Source organism: Paenibacillus sp. GCM10023252 (assembly GCF_042653305.1).
Taxonomy (GTDB): domain Bacteria; phylum Bacillota; class Bacilli; order Paenibacillales; family Paenibacillaceae; genus Pristimantibacillus.
The window spans coordinates 1-17,877 of the sequence record NZ_JBHSHW010000011.1; the positions used below are offsets into that span (position 1 = coordinate 1).

The following is a 17,877-nucleotide window of genomic DNA, read 5'->3' on the forward strand; positions in this document are numbered from 1 at the left end:
ATGAAATCCTGCGAATGAGTGAGCATTCGTGAGAAAGCCCCTTAAATACGAGGGACGGAACTGAACGACCTTATGTGCTCCGCAGAGTGGATTATTGTCTTATAATTGACCAAATAAAGGCTCCTAGTTCCGTTAGCTTCGGAAACGATGCTGATATTAACCGAATAAAGGCCGTGAGTTCCGTTACAGGCATTGATCGCAACATCCCATTCATCTTGGAAGGCAAGTCTAGTAGTTGCGGAAGCTATGAAACGATCTACTGGTCAATTGCAATGAGCTAGCCCTAGATAGACATAGCTCTGATAGCTGCAACAATCTTGCCGCTAAATAGTGTCAGCTCTATATACAATTGAAGCCTCCCTGCTCACGCCGTGCGTGGGTTAGGAGGCTTCCTGTTGAACACAGCATCATACCATCATGTTAATCTCGGCTTATTGCCTAGCAATTAAGGCCTTACTTCCCAATTACCACTCTACTATAGGTCATCCATCCTGCTAGTGCATCTGCTGGTGGCTGTGGCTATGCTAGTGCTGATTCTAGTGCTTATGTCTAGTTCTTATGTTAGTGTTTATGTCTAGTTCTTATGTCCAGTTCTTATGTTAGTGCTTCTGCTGGTGGCTCTGACTCTGCTGCTTACTGCTTACCCCCTTGCTGCTGCATGACACTTAACAGCAGGTAGAGAGCCTGAGCGGTCTGAGCTCGCGTCGCAGATGCAGCAGGAGCGAACTTGCCCCCTCCAACTCCCCGCATGATTCCTAGCTGCTGAAGCACAGCTACTGCTTCCTTGGCCCACTCGGCCAGCTCTGTATCATCCTTGTATGGGAGCCACCCTTCTTCAGCAATCGTGTTGCCGTCCTCACTCTCCCCACTAAGGAATGAATACGCTCGATGCAACATGACCGCCATCTCCTGACGGGATACTTCTGCATTCGGGTCATACCTAGCAGTATCCTTCCCTTGAACAATGCCCGCCTCATAAGCCGCTTGCACCGCATCCCTGTACCAGCTGTCTACCGGTATGTCAGTGAACGGGAGGGCATCTCCCGATGGCTTCAGCTTCAGCATTCGGCTAATCATCGCCGCGAACTCTGCTCGTGATGTCTTACGCCCAGGGAAGAATGACTTTTTGGACTCTGCCGTACCAGACTCTACCGTCTTGGACTCAGCTGCCACAGTCACTCCCTTCACAATATGGCGCGCCGAGAGAACTTGAATCGCTCGATGAGCATAATGCTTGGATGGAACGTCGGAATAATTCACTTCATAGGCCAGCAGTCGGAAGGTGCCTAACTCTGTCAAGCCAATCGCAATCGTGCTAGCGGCCGAATCAAGCTCGCCTCCTTGGTAGCTAGGTTGACGCGGCTGAGCCGTCCCACTTCCTCCTTGCCCTCCACGAATTCTGTATACGCCGAGCAGCTCCTCATCCACCGTATCCGCATCATAAGCGAACGTTACGATGACAGGCACCGGGAACTCGCTTAAGGTGAGCCGCTGCCCATCTCCAGCCCTACTCCCCATGCTAATCTCCAACTCAGCCTCTATCCCACTTAAGCTATTCCCTTTCCCCTTCCCTTGTCCTTCTCCTTGTCCTTCCTTCTGCGTCACCTTAACCCTTAAGACATGCGAATTTCCTTGCTCCAGCTCTAAGTCCATCAGCGATGCCAATACCTGCGGCGGTATAGCCAACTCAACTCGGCCCCCATCGCTCACAACGACGAGCTTGCGATCCAGCACCTGCTCATTCAGAGGCCAAGGAATGAGCAGCTCCTGCTTGCCTGGCCCAAGCTTAACCTTCACTTCCGGACCGGGCGAGTCACCCTCCCTGGCCAGCCATTGCTGATTCGGCAGGAGAGCGTCCTCTGAAGGAAGCGTACTGTCGCCACCCGTGGACGGGGTAGGGACAGGGAATGTCTCCATCGTCTGACGAATGAAGTTCACATCATACGTGCTCAGATTGCCAGCTTCAGCAAGCAACGTAATCGTATGACGATTATGTCCAGCAGCGAGTGCAAGGGGATACGCGGCTCCCCCGGTCAGCATGGTGTCGTCCAGCTTAACTCGTACACGAGAGTCAGCAGGATGAATGGTTAGTGGAAGCTCTGCAACCGAGTCAGACACATAGATATGGACTTCCCCCATGGCCGCAATAGCTGGGATTTTCACACTTCCTACCGTTAGTCCGGCAAGCCCTGCATCCTCCGATAATCGGATGAGCTCGAATTGATCTACCGTTAGATACGTATTGCCAGACTCAGCAACCCCTGTGAAAATAACCCTGACCGGCCCGCTCTCCACATGATGAACCAAAGCCGTTAGCTGCTGATATTCCGATGTTAATTGATCGGTTGCCGCTTGCGTCAGCAGCCGGTCTCCGCTATATACCGAGATGGAAGAGGCTGACCACCCCTCTCCTCCCCGAACCCACACGCTAGCCTTATACCACCCTGCGTCCATATCGTCTACTTGCTGCTCCAGCTTCACCGTACCAGGCGCTGACATCCAGTGGTTGCGGGCAGCGCTTCCCAGGTACACCGCATCAGGAGCAGAGTCGCTCCAACCGGCCACGCTCCCCGTGAAGCTCCAGCCCGCATCCCCCTCCTCGAAGCTTGGATTGACCAGCACATTCCGATCGAGATTATCCGTGGTGAGCGTCATCCGGTCCAAGCGGAATGAGTGGTCGCCGTGCTTCATGACCACGTACAGCGTATGCTGGCCGTCCAGCGGTCGCAGCGGAATGGTCGTCTGCCCGACCACCCCATCTCCGCCGGTGTACTGTGCGGTGAAGCCCCCGAGATAAGTACCGCTGACGGGGTTATCTGCCCTGATCTCTATGACCGCGCCAGCAGCCTCACTGCTATTGCTATAGAAGAGAGTGACAGCAGGGTACCCCGCATACAAGAATTGATTCTCGTAGCTGAGCCAATCTCCGCTATCCCAATCCTCCACTAGACTGCCAGCCGTCTTCAAGCCTTGCTGAGACGAGTACCCCTCTGCTTCCAGAGTCATAGATGGAGGAGTAGGAACCCCATCTTCGGAGATCAGCACGACATCATCGAGAGTAACATAGGCATTGCCGCCAGGCACCTTGAAGGTAATGACCACGGTGACATCCTCCCCGTCCGGAATGACAAGGTTCTCAATCGTCGTCTTAGCCCATGCTCCTCCATATGGAAGCGGCGCACTCCCGAGCTCTACACCTCCTGCGAGCAATTGAAGCCTTGCCTCTTCGAACTCCTGCGCGAAGGTCTCACGTCTGCTCCAGCCTTCGAGCCTGTAATTCCCGCCATGTACATCGCTTACCTGCTGGCTAAGCCGTACTTCTCCATCTGCCCCGCCGTTCATCCAGTAGCCTCTTGCTGCTGCTCCGCCATAATATTCGCCAGCATTCATGCTCTGGAAGGCATAGATGGACGGACTCTTCACTTCCTCCCATGCAGAGGTCCCTGACTCGAAGCCGCCGTTCGCTAACAGACTCTGCGGTACGGGTATGCTTGGTACCGCATCGCCGGTCCTGACCAGCTCGAAGTCATCCACGGACAGCCAGCCTGAGGTCGCCGATGCTCCCTCTAGAATGACGGTCAGCGGGGCATCTCCCTTAACTGGGATATCTTCCATGAGGTACTGTGTATAGTTCCCGCCTTCAATAGCAGCCGATTCCCCTAGCAGCTGTCCATCCTGATACACCTTAAGCTTCAAGCTCCCATTCCACTCGGCGTCCCCGGTTCTCGCCCATACGCCTGCGCGGTATAGACCCACCCCCGCTTGGTCAATAGATTGAGCATACTTCACAGCCCAAGGGCCCGGGCTCCAATGGGTATGGCCGTAATTCCCGGAATGCTTGCCATCGGTCCCATCTGCCCATCCGACGTTGTAGGGAGCAGCACTCTCAATCGCCCATGGTGTCCATTCTCCTGTGCCGTTGTTCCCTTCCAGACCGGGGTTAAGGAGCAGGTTAGCCGGCTGCTGAGGAGGCCCTTCTCCTCCGCCATCCCAGTCACCAGTGCGAGTGAGGGAGACCTCATCGAGCTGGAGCACTCCGGCCTCCGTATCTCCTGCCTGCCCTGTTACCTTAACGGTAAGCTCGGCACCCTCCGCTGCTTCCAAGCTCTCCACACGATAATAGTTCCACTTCGTACGATCATTAGGGGAGCCGTCAGCCGGCTGAAGCGGGATCTCCCCCAGCAGACGGTCTGCTTTGTACACCTGCAGCTTAAGCGTCTCCCAGCTTCCAGAGCTCTTCGCCCATACACCCGCGCTATACAAGCCTTGGGCTAACTCGCTGGCGGAGCGATTAGCGAGCGACAGGCCGCCCTTAGCCTCCAAGGTTAGGCTATACCCATAGCTGCCCTGCTTCTTGTCGGCCGTCAGGCTCTTATTACGGACGTTATATACAATCTCTTCCCAATGGCTCAGCTTCTCTTCGAAGCCGCCGCCTGCCAGCAGATTATCCGCCGCGCTTCCTCCGCTGGATAAGGTGAAGCTGTCCAAGTTGCCGATCCCGTCGCCGCCGACTCCGACGATATAGAGGTCATGTACGCCATTGCTTCTTGCCGTCGCAAGCGGAGCCGATGTCTCCCTGTAACGATCCCAACCGCCCGTGTTCTCAGTTAACACTTCAGCAAGCACAGGTCCGTCGATGCTCCCCTGGCGCAGCTGAATCGTCTGATTGTGATACGGCGAGGCTACGGCATACTTGACCGTGAACGTATTCAACCCTTCCTCAATCGTCACCTGCGGGAACATGAGATAGTCTCCGCCTTCGAAGTTGCCCACGGCCCCATTCCCTGCTGTATCCTCATGAAGATCCGCAATATAGACGGAGCTTCCCGTTCTATATTGCTCCGCTTGCAGGACGACCTTGCCCGGCGTGGCCGGCTCTTCTGGAATAGCGGGATAGTCAGGCTCAGGAACGTCCCAGGGGAAGCTGTCCAGGAGACCAATATCGCTCTGATTAATGTTGACGAAGCCAAGCTGCAGCGCCGGCGAGCCAGCCTTCAGTGTATAATCATGCTGCTCCGCATTCTGGAACATAGGATCTGCACCGATTAACGAATGTTGGTCGTACTTGCCGCCAGACAGCGCCTTCCACTCCGCAGCGTCCAAGAACCGATCCGTTCGGAAGGTCGTCCCTCCCCCTTGATGATAGATCAGGTTGTAATCGGATTGCGCGATTTTGTCCAGACTCCATTGATAGCTGAAGTAGACGTTATAGCTCTTCGGACGCGGACGATACATAATATTACGGGTGAAAATCAACTCCTTAGACAGATCGCCCGTATAAATATCCACGACTCCGTCCGAATCGGCAATGATATTGTTGGATACCTCGTTGTTCGTCCCCTTGATCGTCATCGGCCATACCTCTACGCTGTGAATCCCGTAGATAATATTGTTCGTAACCTTGAAGTGGCTGCTATTGTCATCGAGATAGATGCCCATAATCTTATCTCCAAGCAGATTGTAAATGTCGTGAATCCGGTTGTTGTCGATGAGGTTGCCCGTGCCGGGACACCAGCTCTCGAATGCGCCGCCGTCTGCCGTGTCCTTCATAACGTCACTAATATCATTGAACGCAATTCGATTGTTCCGGCTGTGATTGTAGCTCTCGAAGTTAGCTTCCGTCACCTCTGCTCCGTACTTGGTCTGACCATAGAACCAAGCTCCGTTCGCCCCCTTAATCGAGATGCCGTAACGGGGTCCCTTAGAGATCTCGTTGTGCGAGATGTCGTTATCCCCGCTCATGAAGAGCTGAATCCCGGAGCCATGTCCGAGCAGCCGGCCGAAGTGATGAATATAGTTGTTGGTAATCGTATTGAACTTGTTCACGTAAGACTCGGCGGCCGAAGAGTATCCCCCTTCCCCTAGCGCCCAACCGAACAGACCAATTCCGAACGTGCCAGAGTCTTCAATCCAGTTCCCTTCTATCCGATTGTGCTGGGCGGCATGGAACAGCATGATTCCCGCATGGCCGGCACCGAGGATGCGATTGCCGCGGAGCTCGATTTGGTTCGCATTTTCAAGATAGATGAGTCCTTCGGTCGGTTCATTCTTCGTCGGTGAGCTATTCTTGGAGAAGTCTGATCCTCGAATCAGGAGGCCTTCGAACACGATATCGTGGACAGGGCTGCTCTCTGCGGAGCCTCTTAGCTCAATTAGCCGCTCGTCTGCAGATGCAACAATCTCCTGCTGATCAATATCAGCATGCCTCGGCCAGTAGTAGAGCTGTCCGGCTTGCTCATCCAGGTAGAATTCGCCCGGTTCGTCGAGCAGCACCTTCGCTCCTTGCACATAATAGCGAGCTCCGGTCTGCACCTGCCAGCCCGATGCAAGTCCTCCCTGCTCCAGCGTGATGGTATTCGTGCCCGGGTCCAGCCCAAGGACAGCTCTCGTCTCAGATGACCAGTTCCACCAAGCTTCATCTCCCGGCCAGTCGAATACTTGTGCGTTCGTATAGTCTGCCTCCGCTCCTTCCGGAAGCTCGCCTTCCTGGTAGGTGATCTGAGTGGCCTTGGAGGTTGACGCCTGAGCGTGCAGATAGCCGGCATTCGGTGTCCTAGCCATGACCGCACGGACTCCATTCTCGAATAAGGTATAGAACGGAGCCGCTCCGGTACCAACATCTGCACGGTAGATTGCGTTCGAGCCCGTGCCAGAGTCCAGCGTCCATCCTGTAATTGGCTTGCCCCCTACAATCTCGGCCGTCTCCCCCACGTAGCTCTTGTAGATAACTTGATGGCCGTTCCTGCCGGAGTCCTCCTCATTCCAGCTCAGCCTGCTATCCTGGTAGTACTTGCCCCCGCGGAGCTGTACGGTTATATCCGAAGTCATGGCGCTAGTTAGCTCGCGGACGACCTCCTTCGCCTTCTGCACGGTGGCATAGGGGCGATCCATGCTGCCGTCTCCCGTCGTATCACTGCCTGTTGTGGCTACGAACAGCTCAGTGACACCTGCGGCGGCGGCTGTTCGTTCGGCTGGCGCTGATGCCGACGAGCCTGTCCCTGCTAGCGCATCTCCGGGTGGCTCCACTTCTGCTGCAGCTGCCGCACTCGGCTGCGTTGGTGCTGGCTCCACTTCTGCTGCAGCTGCCGCACTCGGCTGCGTTGGTGCTGGCTCCACTGCAGTTGCAGCGACTGCCGCTTGGGCTGGCTCAGCCATGACTGTGCCGCCTCCTAGCCATCCCAAGCTAATAGAGCTCAGTATCATCTGCACGACAAGGAGGAGATGAATTCCTCTCTTCAATCTCTTCCGCGGTAATCGCAATCCTATGGACATGGACAACCCTCCACTCGCTATGTAAGCGCTTGATATTATGACAAGCATACCGCGGCAGACAGGGCAGTGAACACTAACCTAATCACTGATATATGGCATTATTCAACGATTGAATGAATGGATCTAAGAGATGAGTCAGGTATACGGCTGCCACGAGTCTGCACTGAGTCTGAAGCGTTTCTGAAGTGTGTCTACAGACTGTCTGCAACGTGTCTCCAACGTGTCTACAGACTCTCGCAGCATATCTGCAGCGTGCCCACTTGAACTGGCGTCCTTTTTTCCGTCCATAACAAGGAGCCTCCATAGGTCTAGGACCTATGGAGGCTCTCGTACTTAAATGATCATGCCGAAGGATTTCTGGAAGCGAATAGATGGAACTTTACTCATAATCAACGCTTATTAGCTTGCCGCGTGAGCCGTAACGGAACTCACAGACCTTATCTCGAGTGAAAACGGCTTGTTGCAGAAGCTAACGGAACTGAACGCTCTTATATGCTTCTCTAGGTGGGCATTCCCCCCACAATCGGACAAATAAAGGCTTCTAGTTCCGTTAGCATCAGAAATGATGCCAAAAATGACGAAATAGAGGCTGTCAGTTCCGCTAGACATCGCGGTGCATCTCATTCTAACAGCCGTGCTTCGCATCGGTGCACCTCATTCGAACAAGCCGCGCTTCGCATCGGTGCTTCTCATTCTAACAAGCCGCGCCCCTCATCGGTACATCGCATCGGCGCTTCGCAGCCGTGCAGCTCATCGGAACAACAATCGACGCGGCAATAGCGTTAGTCAAGGAACATGCGCAAGCGAGCTGCTAATACTCCCAACGCCCGATCTCTGGAGCGCTGCCGTTGTACGGAAGACCCACGTTCACGCCCTTGCCTACGACGAAGCTGCTCGCTGATGCAGGCTGGTAGTACGTGTCCCACCGGTTGCCGGTGTTCTTGAAGCCCGGCAGACCAATCACGTTATTGCCCGTCGTGACGAAGCTGCCATTCACACGCAGCGCCTGATTGTCCGTGTTGTACTTCAGGTTGTTCGTTATCGACAGATTGCTCGCCGTACCCTCAATATCATTGGAATCCTTAACGGTGTTCAGGAACGCGTTGTTCTTAATATTCACGTTGCTGACAGATCCCTTCAGGTAGATAGGTACACCGAAGTAGTCGAACACATTGTTGTAGATATTCAGGTTCGTGACCGTATCCGGAACGAAGACGCCGGCGCCATTGTTCCACCCATAGACCGGAGCATGCGTGTTGTAGAAAATATTGTTCCGAATCGTTATATTCTGCTTCCCTTCCATCCACACGGCCATGTAGAAGCCTTTGTCCTTGAAGTAGCTGTCGGACACCGTCATATTAGGAGCCGCTACTTCAATAGCTTCCTTGCTGCTGTTGCCGTCATTGTCTACCATGCGGACATGATGAATCCATAGATTGTCTGTGCCGGCAGGCGTATCATCATACAGACCTTGATGATTGACGATGGACAGCCAAGTGTTGCACACAATATTGTAGATCTCATTGCCGCTGCTAATGTTCCACAGCTCGATGGCAATACGCTCTCCCCAAGTAGGATCATTCTCGCTGAGGGACATCGTGACATCGTGAATCTTCACATTCTTGTAATGGCCGACGAAGATGAACTTGATGCCGTAGCCTGCGGTATCTGTAATATTGATGTTATAGATATCCGCACCGTCAAGCCCTGCAATGTTGAGGTTGCCTAACGTCTCTCCGCTCACATCTGTGCCGGAATTAATGAAGGTACAGTCGTAGATCTTCGTATTCTTCATCCAATAGGCAGCTGGCAGCTCAATGTACCACCACATGTCGCTCCGTCCGAATACAGCTCCGCGCTGCTGAAGATTCTTGAAGGTAACATGATGCATCGTCACATTGTTCCGGTTCTCTACCCATACGCCGGCCTTAATCGTCTTGTTGTTGCCGTCGATGGTGAAGCCGCTCAGCGTCTGGTTGCCGTTCGCAGATGGCAGCATATCCTGCGGCGCACCGTACTTCGGATTCGGACCCGAGTAACCGGCTGATACAAGCTGAATCAAGCTGCCGTCATACCATAGCTTCCAGTCACCTGAGCTCTGGTCCACGCCGGGTGCTGGGATCGCTCCATTCGACGTAATCGTAGTGCTGCTCTCGCCTGCCCCCTTGATATTCACCCCTAGCGGAAGGACCGTTGCCACAGTCTCCACATAGGTCCCGGCTGCAAGGTTAATCGTATGGCCTTGGCTTGGGGCCACTTGCGTTGCTGCATAAGCCAGCGTCCGCCAAGGATTGCCGGAAGTCCCTGTTCCTGTTGTATTGCTGCCAGTCGTCGAGACATAATAGTTCACTCCGCCAGGCGGCGTTGGTGTAGGTGTTGGAGTCGGTGTTGCGGATGGCGTAGGTGTTGGGGTTGGCGCAACGCCAGTAGTGAAGGATATCCCAGCATTGGAAGCGACCTTCGTTCCGCTGGCATTCACCGCGGTGACCTTCCAATAGTACTTCGTACTTGCTGCTAGAGCGGCAGCTGGTGAATAGCTGTTCCCGCTAATATTCGTCGCGTTAATAACGGGGCTCGTATACGAGCTGCTCGTTGATACAACGAGCGAATAGCTGGCCGCATCGGATGAGGCGCCCCAAGTGAAGTTAGGCGTTACGCTCACATTCGTCGCATTATTCACGGGTGCCGTCTGGCTGAATACCCCTGGTGATGGAACCGGGGTTGGCAGCGTAGTTGTAATAGCACTGCTCGGAATGATGACACGGGAACCACCCGGTGTCTGCCAAGCGACCGCTAAGTTATCCTGACCATCATTCTCCTTGTGCAGCGCTTCAATGTAATAGTAATTGCCTGCAGTCAGAGCTATTCCAGCCGAGGCTTGGGAGGAATACTTATCCCACTGCAGCTGGTTCGTCCAACCAGTGACGGAAGCAATCTTCACCTTGTTCGATGCCGATGAATTCGTGCTCAGCCACAGCTCATTGCTGTCGTCACCGGATATCCAGAATTGATAGGTGCCAGTAACCGGGGCTAGGATGTACCCTCTCACTCGTGCGCCATAGTTATCCGCAACGTCTGATGGAGCTGCGAAGCTTGTCAGATAGGAGAGGCTTGACGGACTGTTCGGATAGCTGCCCAGACTGGTTAGAGAAGTGACTTCCGTACCGGATACGCCAGTCCATACTTCCCTTATGAGATTCCCGCTTCCCCCGCCAGGCGGCAGCGTAGGAGTAGGTCCAGGAGTCCCGCTAGGAGTCGGAGTTGCAGTTGGTGTTGGGGTCGGTGTAGCAGTCGGCGTAGGTGTTGCCGTTGGTGTAGGTGTCGCAGTCGGTGTTGGTGTTGGAGTCGGAGTCGGTGTTGGAGTCGGCGTAGGTGGCGTGCTGTCGAGCGATAGATCGAAGTAGTCTACATTCACTGAAGAAGCTGCATTCGACTCGCTCTTCAAGATAATGTTCTGATAGCCAGCTGGAATATTGAAGTTCACCGTCACAGTGCCCCATGTATTCCAGTTCGCCGTAACCGGGAAGCTCAGATTTTGCACCTTCCCGCTGCCAATATATAGGGCAAGGTGAGTAACGGCCGCGCCTGTCCCGTTCGCATACTTAATGTCCAGCTTAGCAGCGGTCAGGTCCGAGACCCCTTTGTCGAAGGTGATTTTCGACCATTCGGAGGTTAGTCCCGTCACATATCCTGTTCCCGAGTAGCCTGTATTCGTTGAAGCTGTGCTTGCATTCGCAAGGTTCTGACTCTCTGCTTCATATCTTGTTGCAGGACCGAATGCGGCTTGAACTTGATTGCCTCCCGCAAGCCCATAGGCAAGGGCGAATAACAAGGTAAGAATGAGAGCGATTGCAATGAACTGGGTCTGCTTACGATGAACTGCGTACATTGAGCTGCCTCCTCTATCGATTAAGATACCAGCTGAACCTAATCTTCACCTCCTGACGGTTAGGAATGCGGTATGTATCGCTAGGATGTAGCCCTATTATGCCCTCCCTATCTGCCCCGTGACTATCACCTTAATCAACGGAAGTTGTCATTCTACAATGAAAATATGCCGCTCTCCCGTACCCCTCCGTGTCTGGCGGGGACTGTAATCTTCACCGTAGTGCCGATCCCAAGCCGGCTGTAGATCTCCACCCCGAACTCCTGCCCGTATTGAAGCTTGATTCGTTCATCGACGTTACGCACGCCATATCCAATACGTACCCCATCCTTGGTGAAGATCTGGGCAATCGTATCCCGGCTCATCCCCAGCCCGTCATCAATTACCTTGAATACGATGCTCTCTCCCTCCAGCTCTGCCGTCACGCGAATATTAATAGACGTTCCATAGAGCGCATGCTCCAGCGCATTCTCCACGAACGGCTGAAGAATCAGCTTCACCGTCTCATAGCCCAGCACAGCAGACTGGATATCATAGAATACCTGCATCCGGTAGCCGAACTTAATGGCCTGAATATCCAAGTAAGCCCCCACCTGCTCCAGCTCTTCCCGAACGGAGATTAAGGTGCGGCCTTGGTTGAGCGTTAATCGGTAGAACTTGGCGAGGCCCATCACCATCTGATGCAGCTGGTCAATCTTGCCGAACTTGGCCAGACGAGAGATGGAAGAGAGCGTGTTGTATAGAAAATGTGGATTAATCTGTGCCTGCAGCGAGCTCAGCTCGGCTTCCTTCTTGTGCAGATTCGCCACATACACTTCCTTAATCAGCTCCTCCACGTGCTCCCCCATCGTGTTGAAGGCATCCGCAATCTGTGCGAATTCATCATTCTGCTGGAATACAATTCGCTTGTGGAAGTCGCCTTCCTTGAATGCGTGCAGGGAATACACAATCTTCCTGACCCGCCTGGAGAAGTAGCCCGACACGAGCATAGAGATGAGCAGCACGAACAGCATGCTGACTGCAGCAACTCCAATGGTCAGTCGAAGGACATGCTTCGCACTGGCTTCCAGCAGCGTATTCGGGACCATTGCAATTAGCTGCCACTCAAGACCAGGTACTCGCTCCTCAATGCGGAGGTACTGGCTGGCATCAAGTGAATCCAGGGCAATCTGACCTGCACCGTCGGCGCTTGATGAGGCCAGCGTGTGGCCTTGCTTGTCCATGATGAATAGGGAGCTTCGATCGCCGATCTTCGTATAGTCCATCGCTTCCAGCAGATCGCTAAGCTTGATGATGGTACGGGTCATGCCTAGCTCACATTGCCGATCGAAGTCCATTAATCTCCTGACCATAGAGATATTATTGAAGTTCACATCATTCTCAATCTGAAGCCACTCGTAGGAAGTTCCTCGATAGTTGTCTGCAGGCAGCTTAAGCCCCTTGAACCAGGACTGCTTCCTTAGGCGATCCATATATAGAATCTGATAACCAGGCGCGCTAATCGGGTCAATCTTCGGATCCTGATCGCTGTAGATCTCGGGAATGGTCTTGTTATCGATGTAGACCTTGAGCAGCGCAGGCTTGCTGAATACAGCTACCGCGTTGGAGAAGGTGGGCATCAGATACTTCTTCGTCCGCTCGAAGCTGTACCAGCCATTCTCATAATGCCTCAGGAACGACTGGAGCTGCTTGTCATAATAGAGCTGATCGGAGATCCGCCTTGCTTCCTCGGCCTTGTAGACCAGGTTGTCCTTCATCTGATGAAGGGTTCCCTGCAGATTCTGCTTCGTCTGCTCTCTGGAGGACTGAACGGAGGAATGATAGGATACCCAGCCGACCACGACGACTGGAATCATGACGAACAGGAAGTAGGAGAGCATGAGCTTGTATCCATAGGGGATGAATCGCTTCTTATTGTGAGCTGCCATCATCAAGTTCCTTCCTAGCTCTTCTTCCGGTAATCACCGGGGGTTGTTCCGAACTTCTCTCGGAATTGCCGGCTGAAGTAGGTTAGACTGTTATAGCCGACCAGGTCCGCTACCTCGTAGATCTTCAGCTTCGGATCCTGCAGCAGCGTCGCTGCCCGCTCCATCCTCTTGCGAATGACATAATCGCTGAAGTTCTCTTCCTTCTCTTCCTTGAACAGATGCCCAAGATAATTAGGGGAGAATGAGAAGTGGTTCGCAACGTCCCGCAGTGTTAGATTGGTGTTCAGATGCAGAAGGACATAAGCTTCTACCTCTTCAACCAGCTTGCGATTCTTACGCAGCTTCTTCAGCTGCAGCAGCTCCGAGATCTCGAACAGCTTGCGCCTAAGCCACGACTGGATATCATGAACCGTCTCGAAGTGGTATAGCATATCGAGCTGATTAATCTCCATGCCGAGAATGCTCTTCAGATTCTCGTTCATGCTGAATAGGTACGAATCCAGCTTGGACAGCAGATGCAAGGTGACGTTATAGACCGTCATGCGCTTGCCTAGACTTCTCACCTGCTCGTACAGCTGCTGAAGCCCGTCATCTACCTTCACCAGATCATAATTCACCATGGCGACGAACATCGTCTGAAGCATATCATCAATGTCGATGACATCCTGCCTCTGGTAGGGAATGCTATCGGCTGCCGTCAGGATGCGATTCTTCCCGCAGAACATCTTGTACGTGAGCAGATCGGCTGCTTCTTCATAGGAATGAGGCATATCCTCCAGCAGATGGGATGCCCCCCCTAGAGCAATAGTGACTGTGAGGGGGGCATGCTTCTCCATATGGCTGAGGATGAGGGGCAGCTTGTCCTGCTCTTCCTTACCGGATACAATGACAGCTAGCCGATGCTTATCCGACTTGCATAGCAGAGACAAGCCCTCCGCTCGGCAGACGTCCATCAGCAGCTGGGAAGACTGCCGAATGACCCCATGCTTCTCCTCTGCCGACTGCCGCTCCAGCTTCAGCGAGATATCGTCAAGCTCGATGAGCGCCGTCTGGTATGGACCTCTGGAGCCGTCACTGACTTGAGCTGGGTTGAGCGCTGGATTCGGAGTTGGATGGAGAGCCGGGTTCAGAGCTGAATTCACCGCAGAGTTCGGTGCCAGGTTCAGGGATGGATTCACTGGTTGGTTCAGCACCGGATTCGGTGCCAGGTTCAAGGATGGATTCACTGGTTGATCCAGCACCGGATCCGACGCCTGGTTCAGAGCTGGATTCAGAGCTAGGTTCAGCTCTTGGATCAGCGCGGCTACAGCCTCCGCTTCGAGTTCACCTGACAGCCACGCATGCAGCCGCTCCTCAGTCGAGGAGTAGTGTGAATCCTTAACTCTCCTCTCCAGCTTCAGCAGCTCAGCCTCCCGGTCAAGCGCCGCTCGAACCTCTTGAAGCACCGCCTCAATCTCCGGATCATCAACCGGCTTCAGGATGTAACCGGATGCATTCAGCTTAATGGCGTGCTTCGCATACTGGAAGTCCTCATAGCCGCTGACGAACACTAGCTTAAGGCCAGGCTGGAGCTCCAGCGCCCTTCCCGCCAGCTCAATACCGGACATGATGGGCATCTTGATATCGGTTACAAGAACATCGATGGTATGGTGCTGTATATATTCGAGCGCTTCGAAGCCGCTAATTACCGCAGCTTCCACTTCCATACCGAAGGCCGGCCAAGGGATAAGATCCTTCATCCCTTCCAGATCAAGCACTTCGTCATCTACAATGAGAACCTTATACATCGCTTCATCCCCCTCACGATTCAAGGTGATCCTTCGGCCCATGCTCGTATTGCGGTGTTAGATCAGCACAGCATCAGGATCAGACTCCTCCTATCCCACACTGACAATAGAAGAGGGTATACTGCTTAGAGTATACCCTCACCTTATTTCAATTGTCCAAGCTTATATGGCTGTGGCAACGGTTGCCTGAATGGTATGGCCCCGCTCGCTATGCCGACTTATTAGGATCCGTTAGCCTTCTTGATATTCGCCTGCCAGCGTTCGGTCTTGAACTTCAGCAGCTTCTCGTAGCCTTGCGCATTCGCCGCTTCATTCGCCTGCTTCAGAATGCTATCAACCTCCGCATCGCTCTTCGCGAACAACGCCTTGGCGACATATTCCTCGAAGATCGTTCTTACCGCGTTCTCCGCAATGCCCTCTTCCGAGTCAGGAGAAGGATTGAGGTTCGTGAACAAGGTCATATTCTGCGAAGTCTTCCACGTCACATTCACCTGCTGCTCCGTCCCCCAGTTACGCTTGCCCTCAGGAAGAGCCATCTCGATCTTCGACTTCGTACCGTCCACGAAGGAGGTGTTGCCCACCCAGTTGAACGTTCCCATCTTGTCCTTATCCTTCTCCGTCTGCGGAGTTGAAGTCCACTTCTCATTAGGAATCGGTGAACCTTCTCCATCTACTTCATCCCAGTAGCGGCCCTTCGGTCCAAAATTCATAACAGACTGCCCTTCAGCACCCGTAATCCAATCCAGGTAAGCGAAGATAGCTTCCGGATTCTTCGCCTTCGTCGTAATAGCTACGAAGTTCCAGCCTTGCGATGCGTAGCTGTTCGGGAATACCTTATCCTTCGCCACACTGTCCGTCCGCAGCGGCCAGATCGCTTCGTAGCCTGCATCCGGATCTTTCTCGCGGAGTGCATTATTCGCTTCTTGAATCTTCGAATTCAGCGCATCCAGTGAGGCAAGCACAGCTACACGCCCGTTCTTAAGCTTCTCGTACACTTGGTCATTCTTCTGCGTGAACGCATCCTGGGTCATCAGCTTGTCACGGAACAGCTTGCTGCCTAGCTTAAGCGCGCTATTGAATGTAGGATCCAGGAATACCGATGTGAATTGATTGTCGCGTGGTACCGCTTTCTCATTCATGTAAGTTACTGAGTAGTTCTCTTCCATCCCTGTGCCGAACAAGTAGATGCCTGCGGCATTCACGTCGGTCTCGAGCGGGATGACATCCGGGTACTTCGTCTTCACCTGAGCCAGGTAGGCCTCCAGGTCAGTGAACGTCTCCAGCTTCGGGGAGCCAAGCTCCTTGTAGATCTTGCGGTTGATTAAGTAGCCGGAGTTACCGTTCGGGCTGGATGTATACCAGTTCGGAAGGCCGTACAGCTTACCGTCGCTGGAACGAAGCAGATTAAGCGTCTGATCTCCGGCGTACTTCTTCAGGTTAGGGTACTTGCCCAGGTAATCATCGAGCGCAACGAGCTTGCCCGCTTCGCGCAGCTTCTCGAAGTCTGCTCCGCGGTCCAGCATGATGACATCCGGCAGGGTGTCGGAGACGATCATCGTATTCAGCTTCTGCTGGGCCGCTCCGCCGGATTGTATCGGCGTCACATTAATCTTGAAGTTGTCCTTCACCCACTGCGAGCTTGGATCCACGCCCCAAGGCTCCGTCACCATCCAGTCGTAGTTGCCGTAGAAGCTGAATTCGAGCGGCTCGCTTCCAAGCTGGAATACGGCGGAGGCAGGGTCGGTCGTTGGCTCTGCCGATGCGGTCGCCTCTGGGCTAGGATCTGCGGAAGGTGATGGCTTATTGTTCCCTTCGTTAGTCCCGCTGCAGGCCGTGATGAACAAGCTGGTTAAGAGAAGAAGCATGAAGGTCAGCCTAATCATTTTTCTAGGTTTCAACGTTCTTTTCCCCTTTCGAACAACCCATGTATTTATGTTATAGCCTAGGTAGGCTCGAACATCAAGAGATCTCTGCTGTGCGCTTGAACTCGCTCTCAAGAGCGGCTGACTAAGGTGCTTCAAGCAGATGAGCGAGTGGCTGAATCTGCTCGTTGATGGACTGGATCAGCCCTTCGAGCGGCTGAATCAGCCCTTCAGCGACCCGACCATGACACCCTTCACGAAGTAGCGCTGCAGGAACGGATACAAGAGTATGATAGGCAGCGTCGTCACGATCATAATGGCCATGCTCAGAGACTTCGTCGTAATCGTCTGCGCCTTGTCGAACACTTCCATCGCCGAAGCGTTGCCTCCCGTCGCCTGCAGGAGCAGCTCGCTGGAGAGGTTCGAATTCAGAATCTGCTGCAACAGGCTCTGCACGGGCATAAGTGTCTGGTTGTTAATGTAGATGGATGCGGTGAACCAGTCATTCCAATGGAAGATGGCGGTGAACAGGGACAGCGTCGCGATGACGGGGCCTGATACCGGAACGATAATTCGGAACAGGATGCCGAACTGATTGCAGCCGTCAATCTTAGCCGACTCCTCCAGCGCCTCAGGCAGCTCGCGGAAGAACGTCCGGAAGATAATCATATTCCACACATTAATGAGGAATGGAACGACCAGCACCCAGAAGCTGTCCATCAGCCCTAGACTGCGATTAATAAGGAAGGATGGAATGAGTCCCCCTTGGAAAAACATCGTGATAAGGAAGAACAGCATATATGCCTTATGCCCGACGACCCCTCTGCGCGACAGTCCATAACCCAGCATCATGGTAAGGAGTATGGAGAAGAACGTTCCTGCAACCGTTCGAAGGAGTGAGATGAGGAAGGAATCTCCTAATCTAGCATCGGAGAATACAATTCTGTAATTGTCCAAGGTGAAGTCTCTCGGCCAGAAGGTCACTCCGCCAAGCGAAGTATCGTAGCCGGAGTTGAAGGACAGGACGACCGAGTTCCAGAATGGATACAGGGTCAGGAACCCTAGCAGGGTCAATAAGGCGTATAGTGCAGTATGGAACAGCTTATCCTGTGCCGTAAGCTTCATGACATATCCCTGCCGTT

6 protein-coding genes are annotated in these 17,877 nt (G+C 53.5%); all 6 read right to left on the reverse strand.

Going from position 1 to position 17,877, the window contains the following annotated elements; all coding sequences use genetic code 11:
* Nucleotides 1-633 precede the first annotated feature (633 nt).
* Entirely contained in the window at nt 634-7,272 is a 6,639-nt protein-coding gene (locus ACFO9Q_RS09835; RefSeq protein WP_379181313.1) for a carbohydrate-binding protein, read from the reverse strand.
* An 811-nt stretch (nt 7,273-8,083) separates the two neighbouring features.
* Entirely contained in the window at nt 8,084-11,161 is a 3,078-nt protein-coding gene (locus tag ACFO9Q_RS09840) for a PA14 domain-containing protein (protein ID WP_379181315.1), read from the reverse strand.
* 152 nt (nt 11,162-11,313) lie between these two features.
* Nucleotides 11,314-13,089, reverse strand: a complete 1,776-nt coding sequence (locus ACFO9Q_RS09845) for a sensor histidine kinase (RefSeq protein WP_379181317.1) — start codon at nt 13,087-13,089, stop codon at nt 11,314-11,316.
* 11 nt (nt 13,090-13,100) lie between these two features.
* Nucleotides 13,101-14,873, reverse strand: a complete 1,773-nt coding sequence (locus ACFO9Q_RS09850; RefSeq protein WP_379181319.1) for a response regulator — start codon at nt 14,871-14,873, stop codon at nt 13,101-13,103.
* 221 nt (nt 14,874-15,094) lie between these two features.
* The gene (locus ACFO9Q_RS09855) at nt 15,095-16,771 is read right to left on the reverse strand and encodes an extracellular solute-binding protein (protein WP_379181321.1); all 1,677 of its coding nucleotides are present in this window, start codon (nt 16,769-16,771) and stop codon (nt 15,095-15,097) included.
* 186 nt (nt 16,772-16,957) lie between these two features.
* A complete protein-coding gene (locus ACFO9Q_RS09860) occupies nt 16,958-17,860 on the reverse strand; it encodes a carbohydrate ABC transporter permease (protein WP_379181323.1) in 903 nt (300 codons plus the stop codon).
* Nucleotides 17,861-17,877 lie beyond the last annotated feature (17 nt).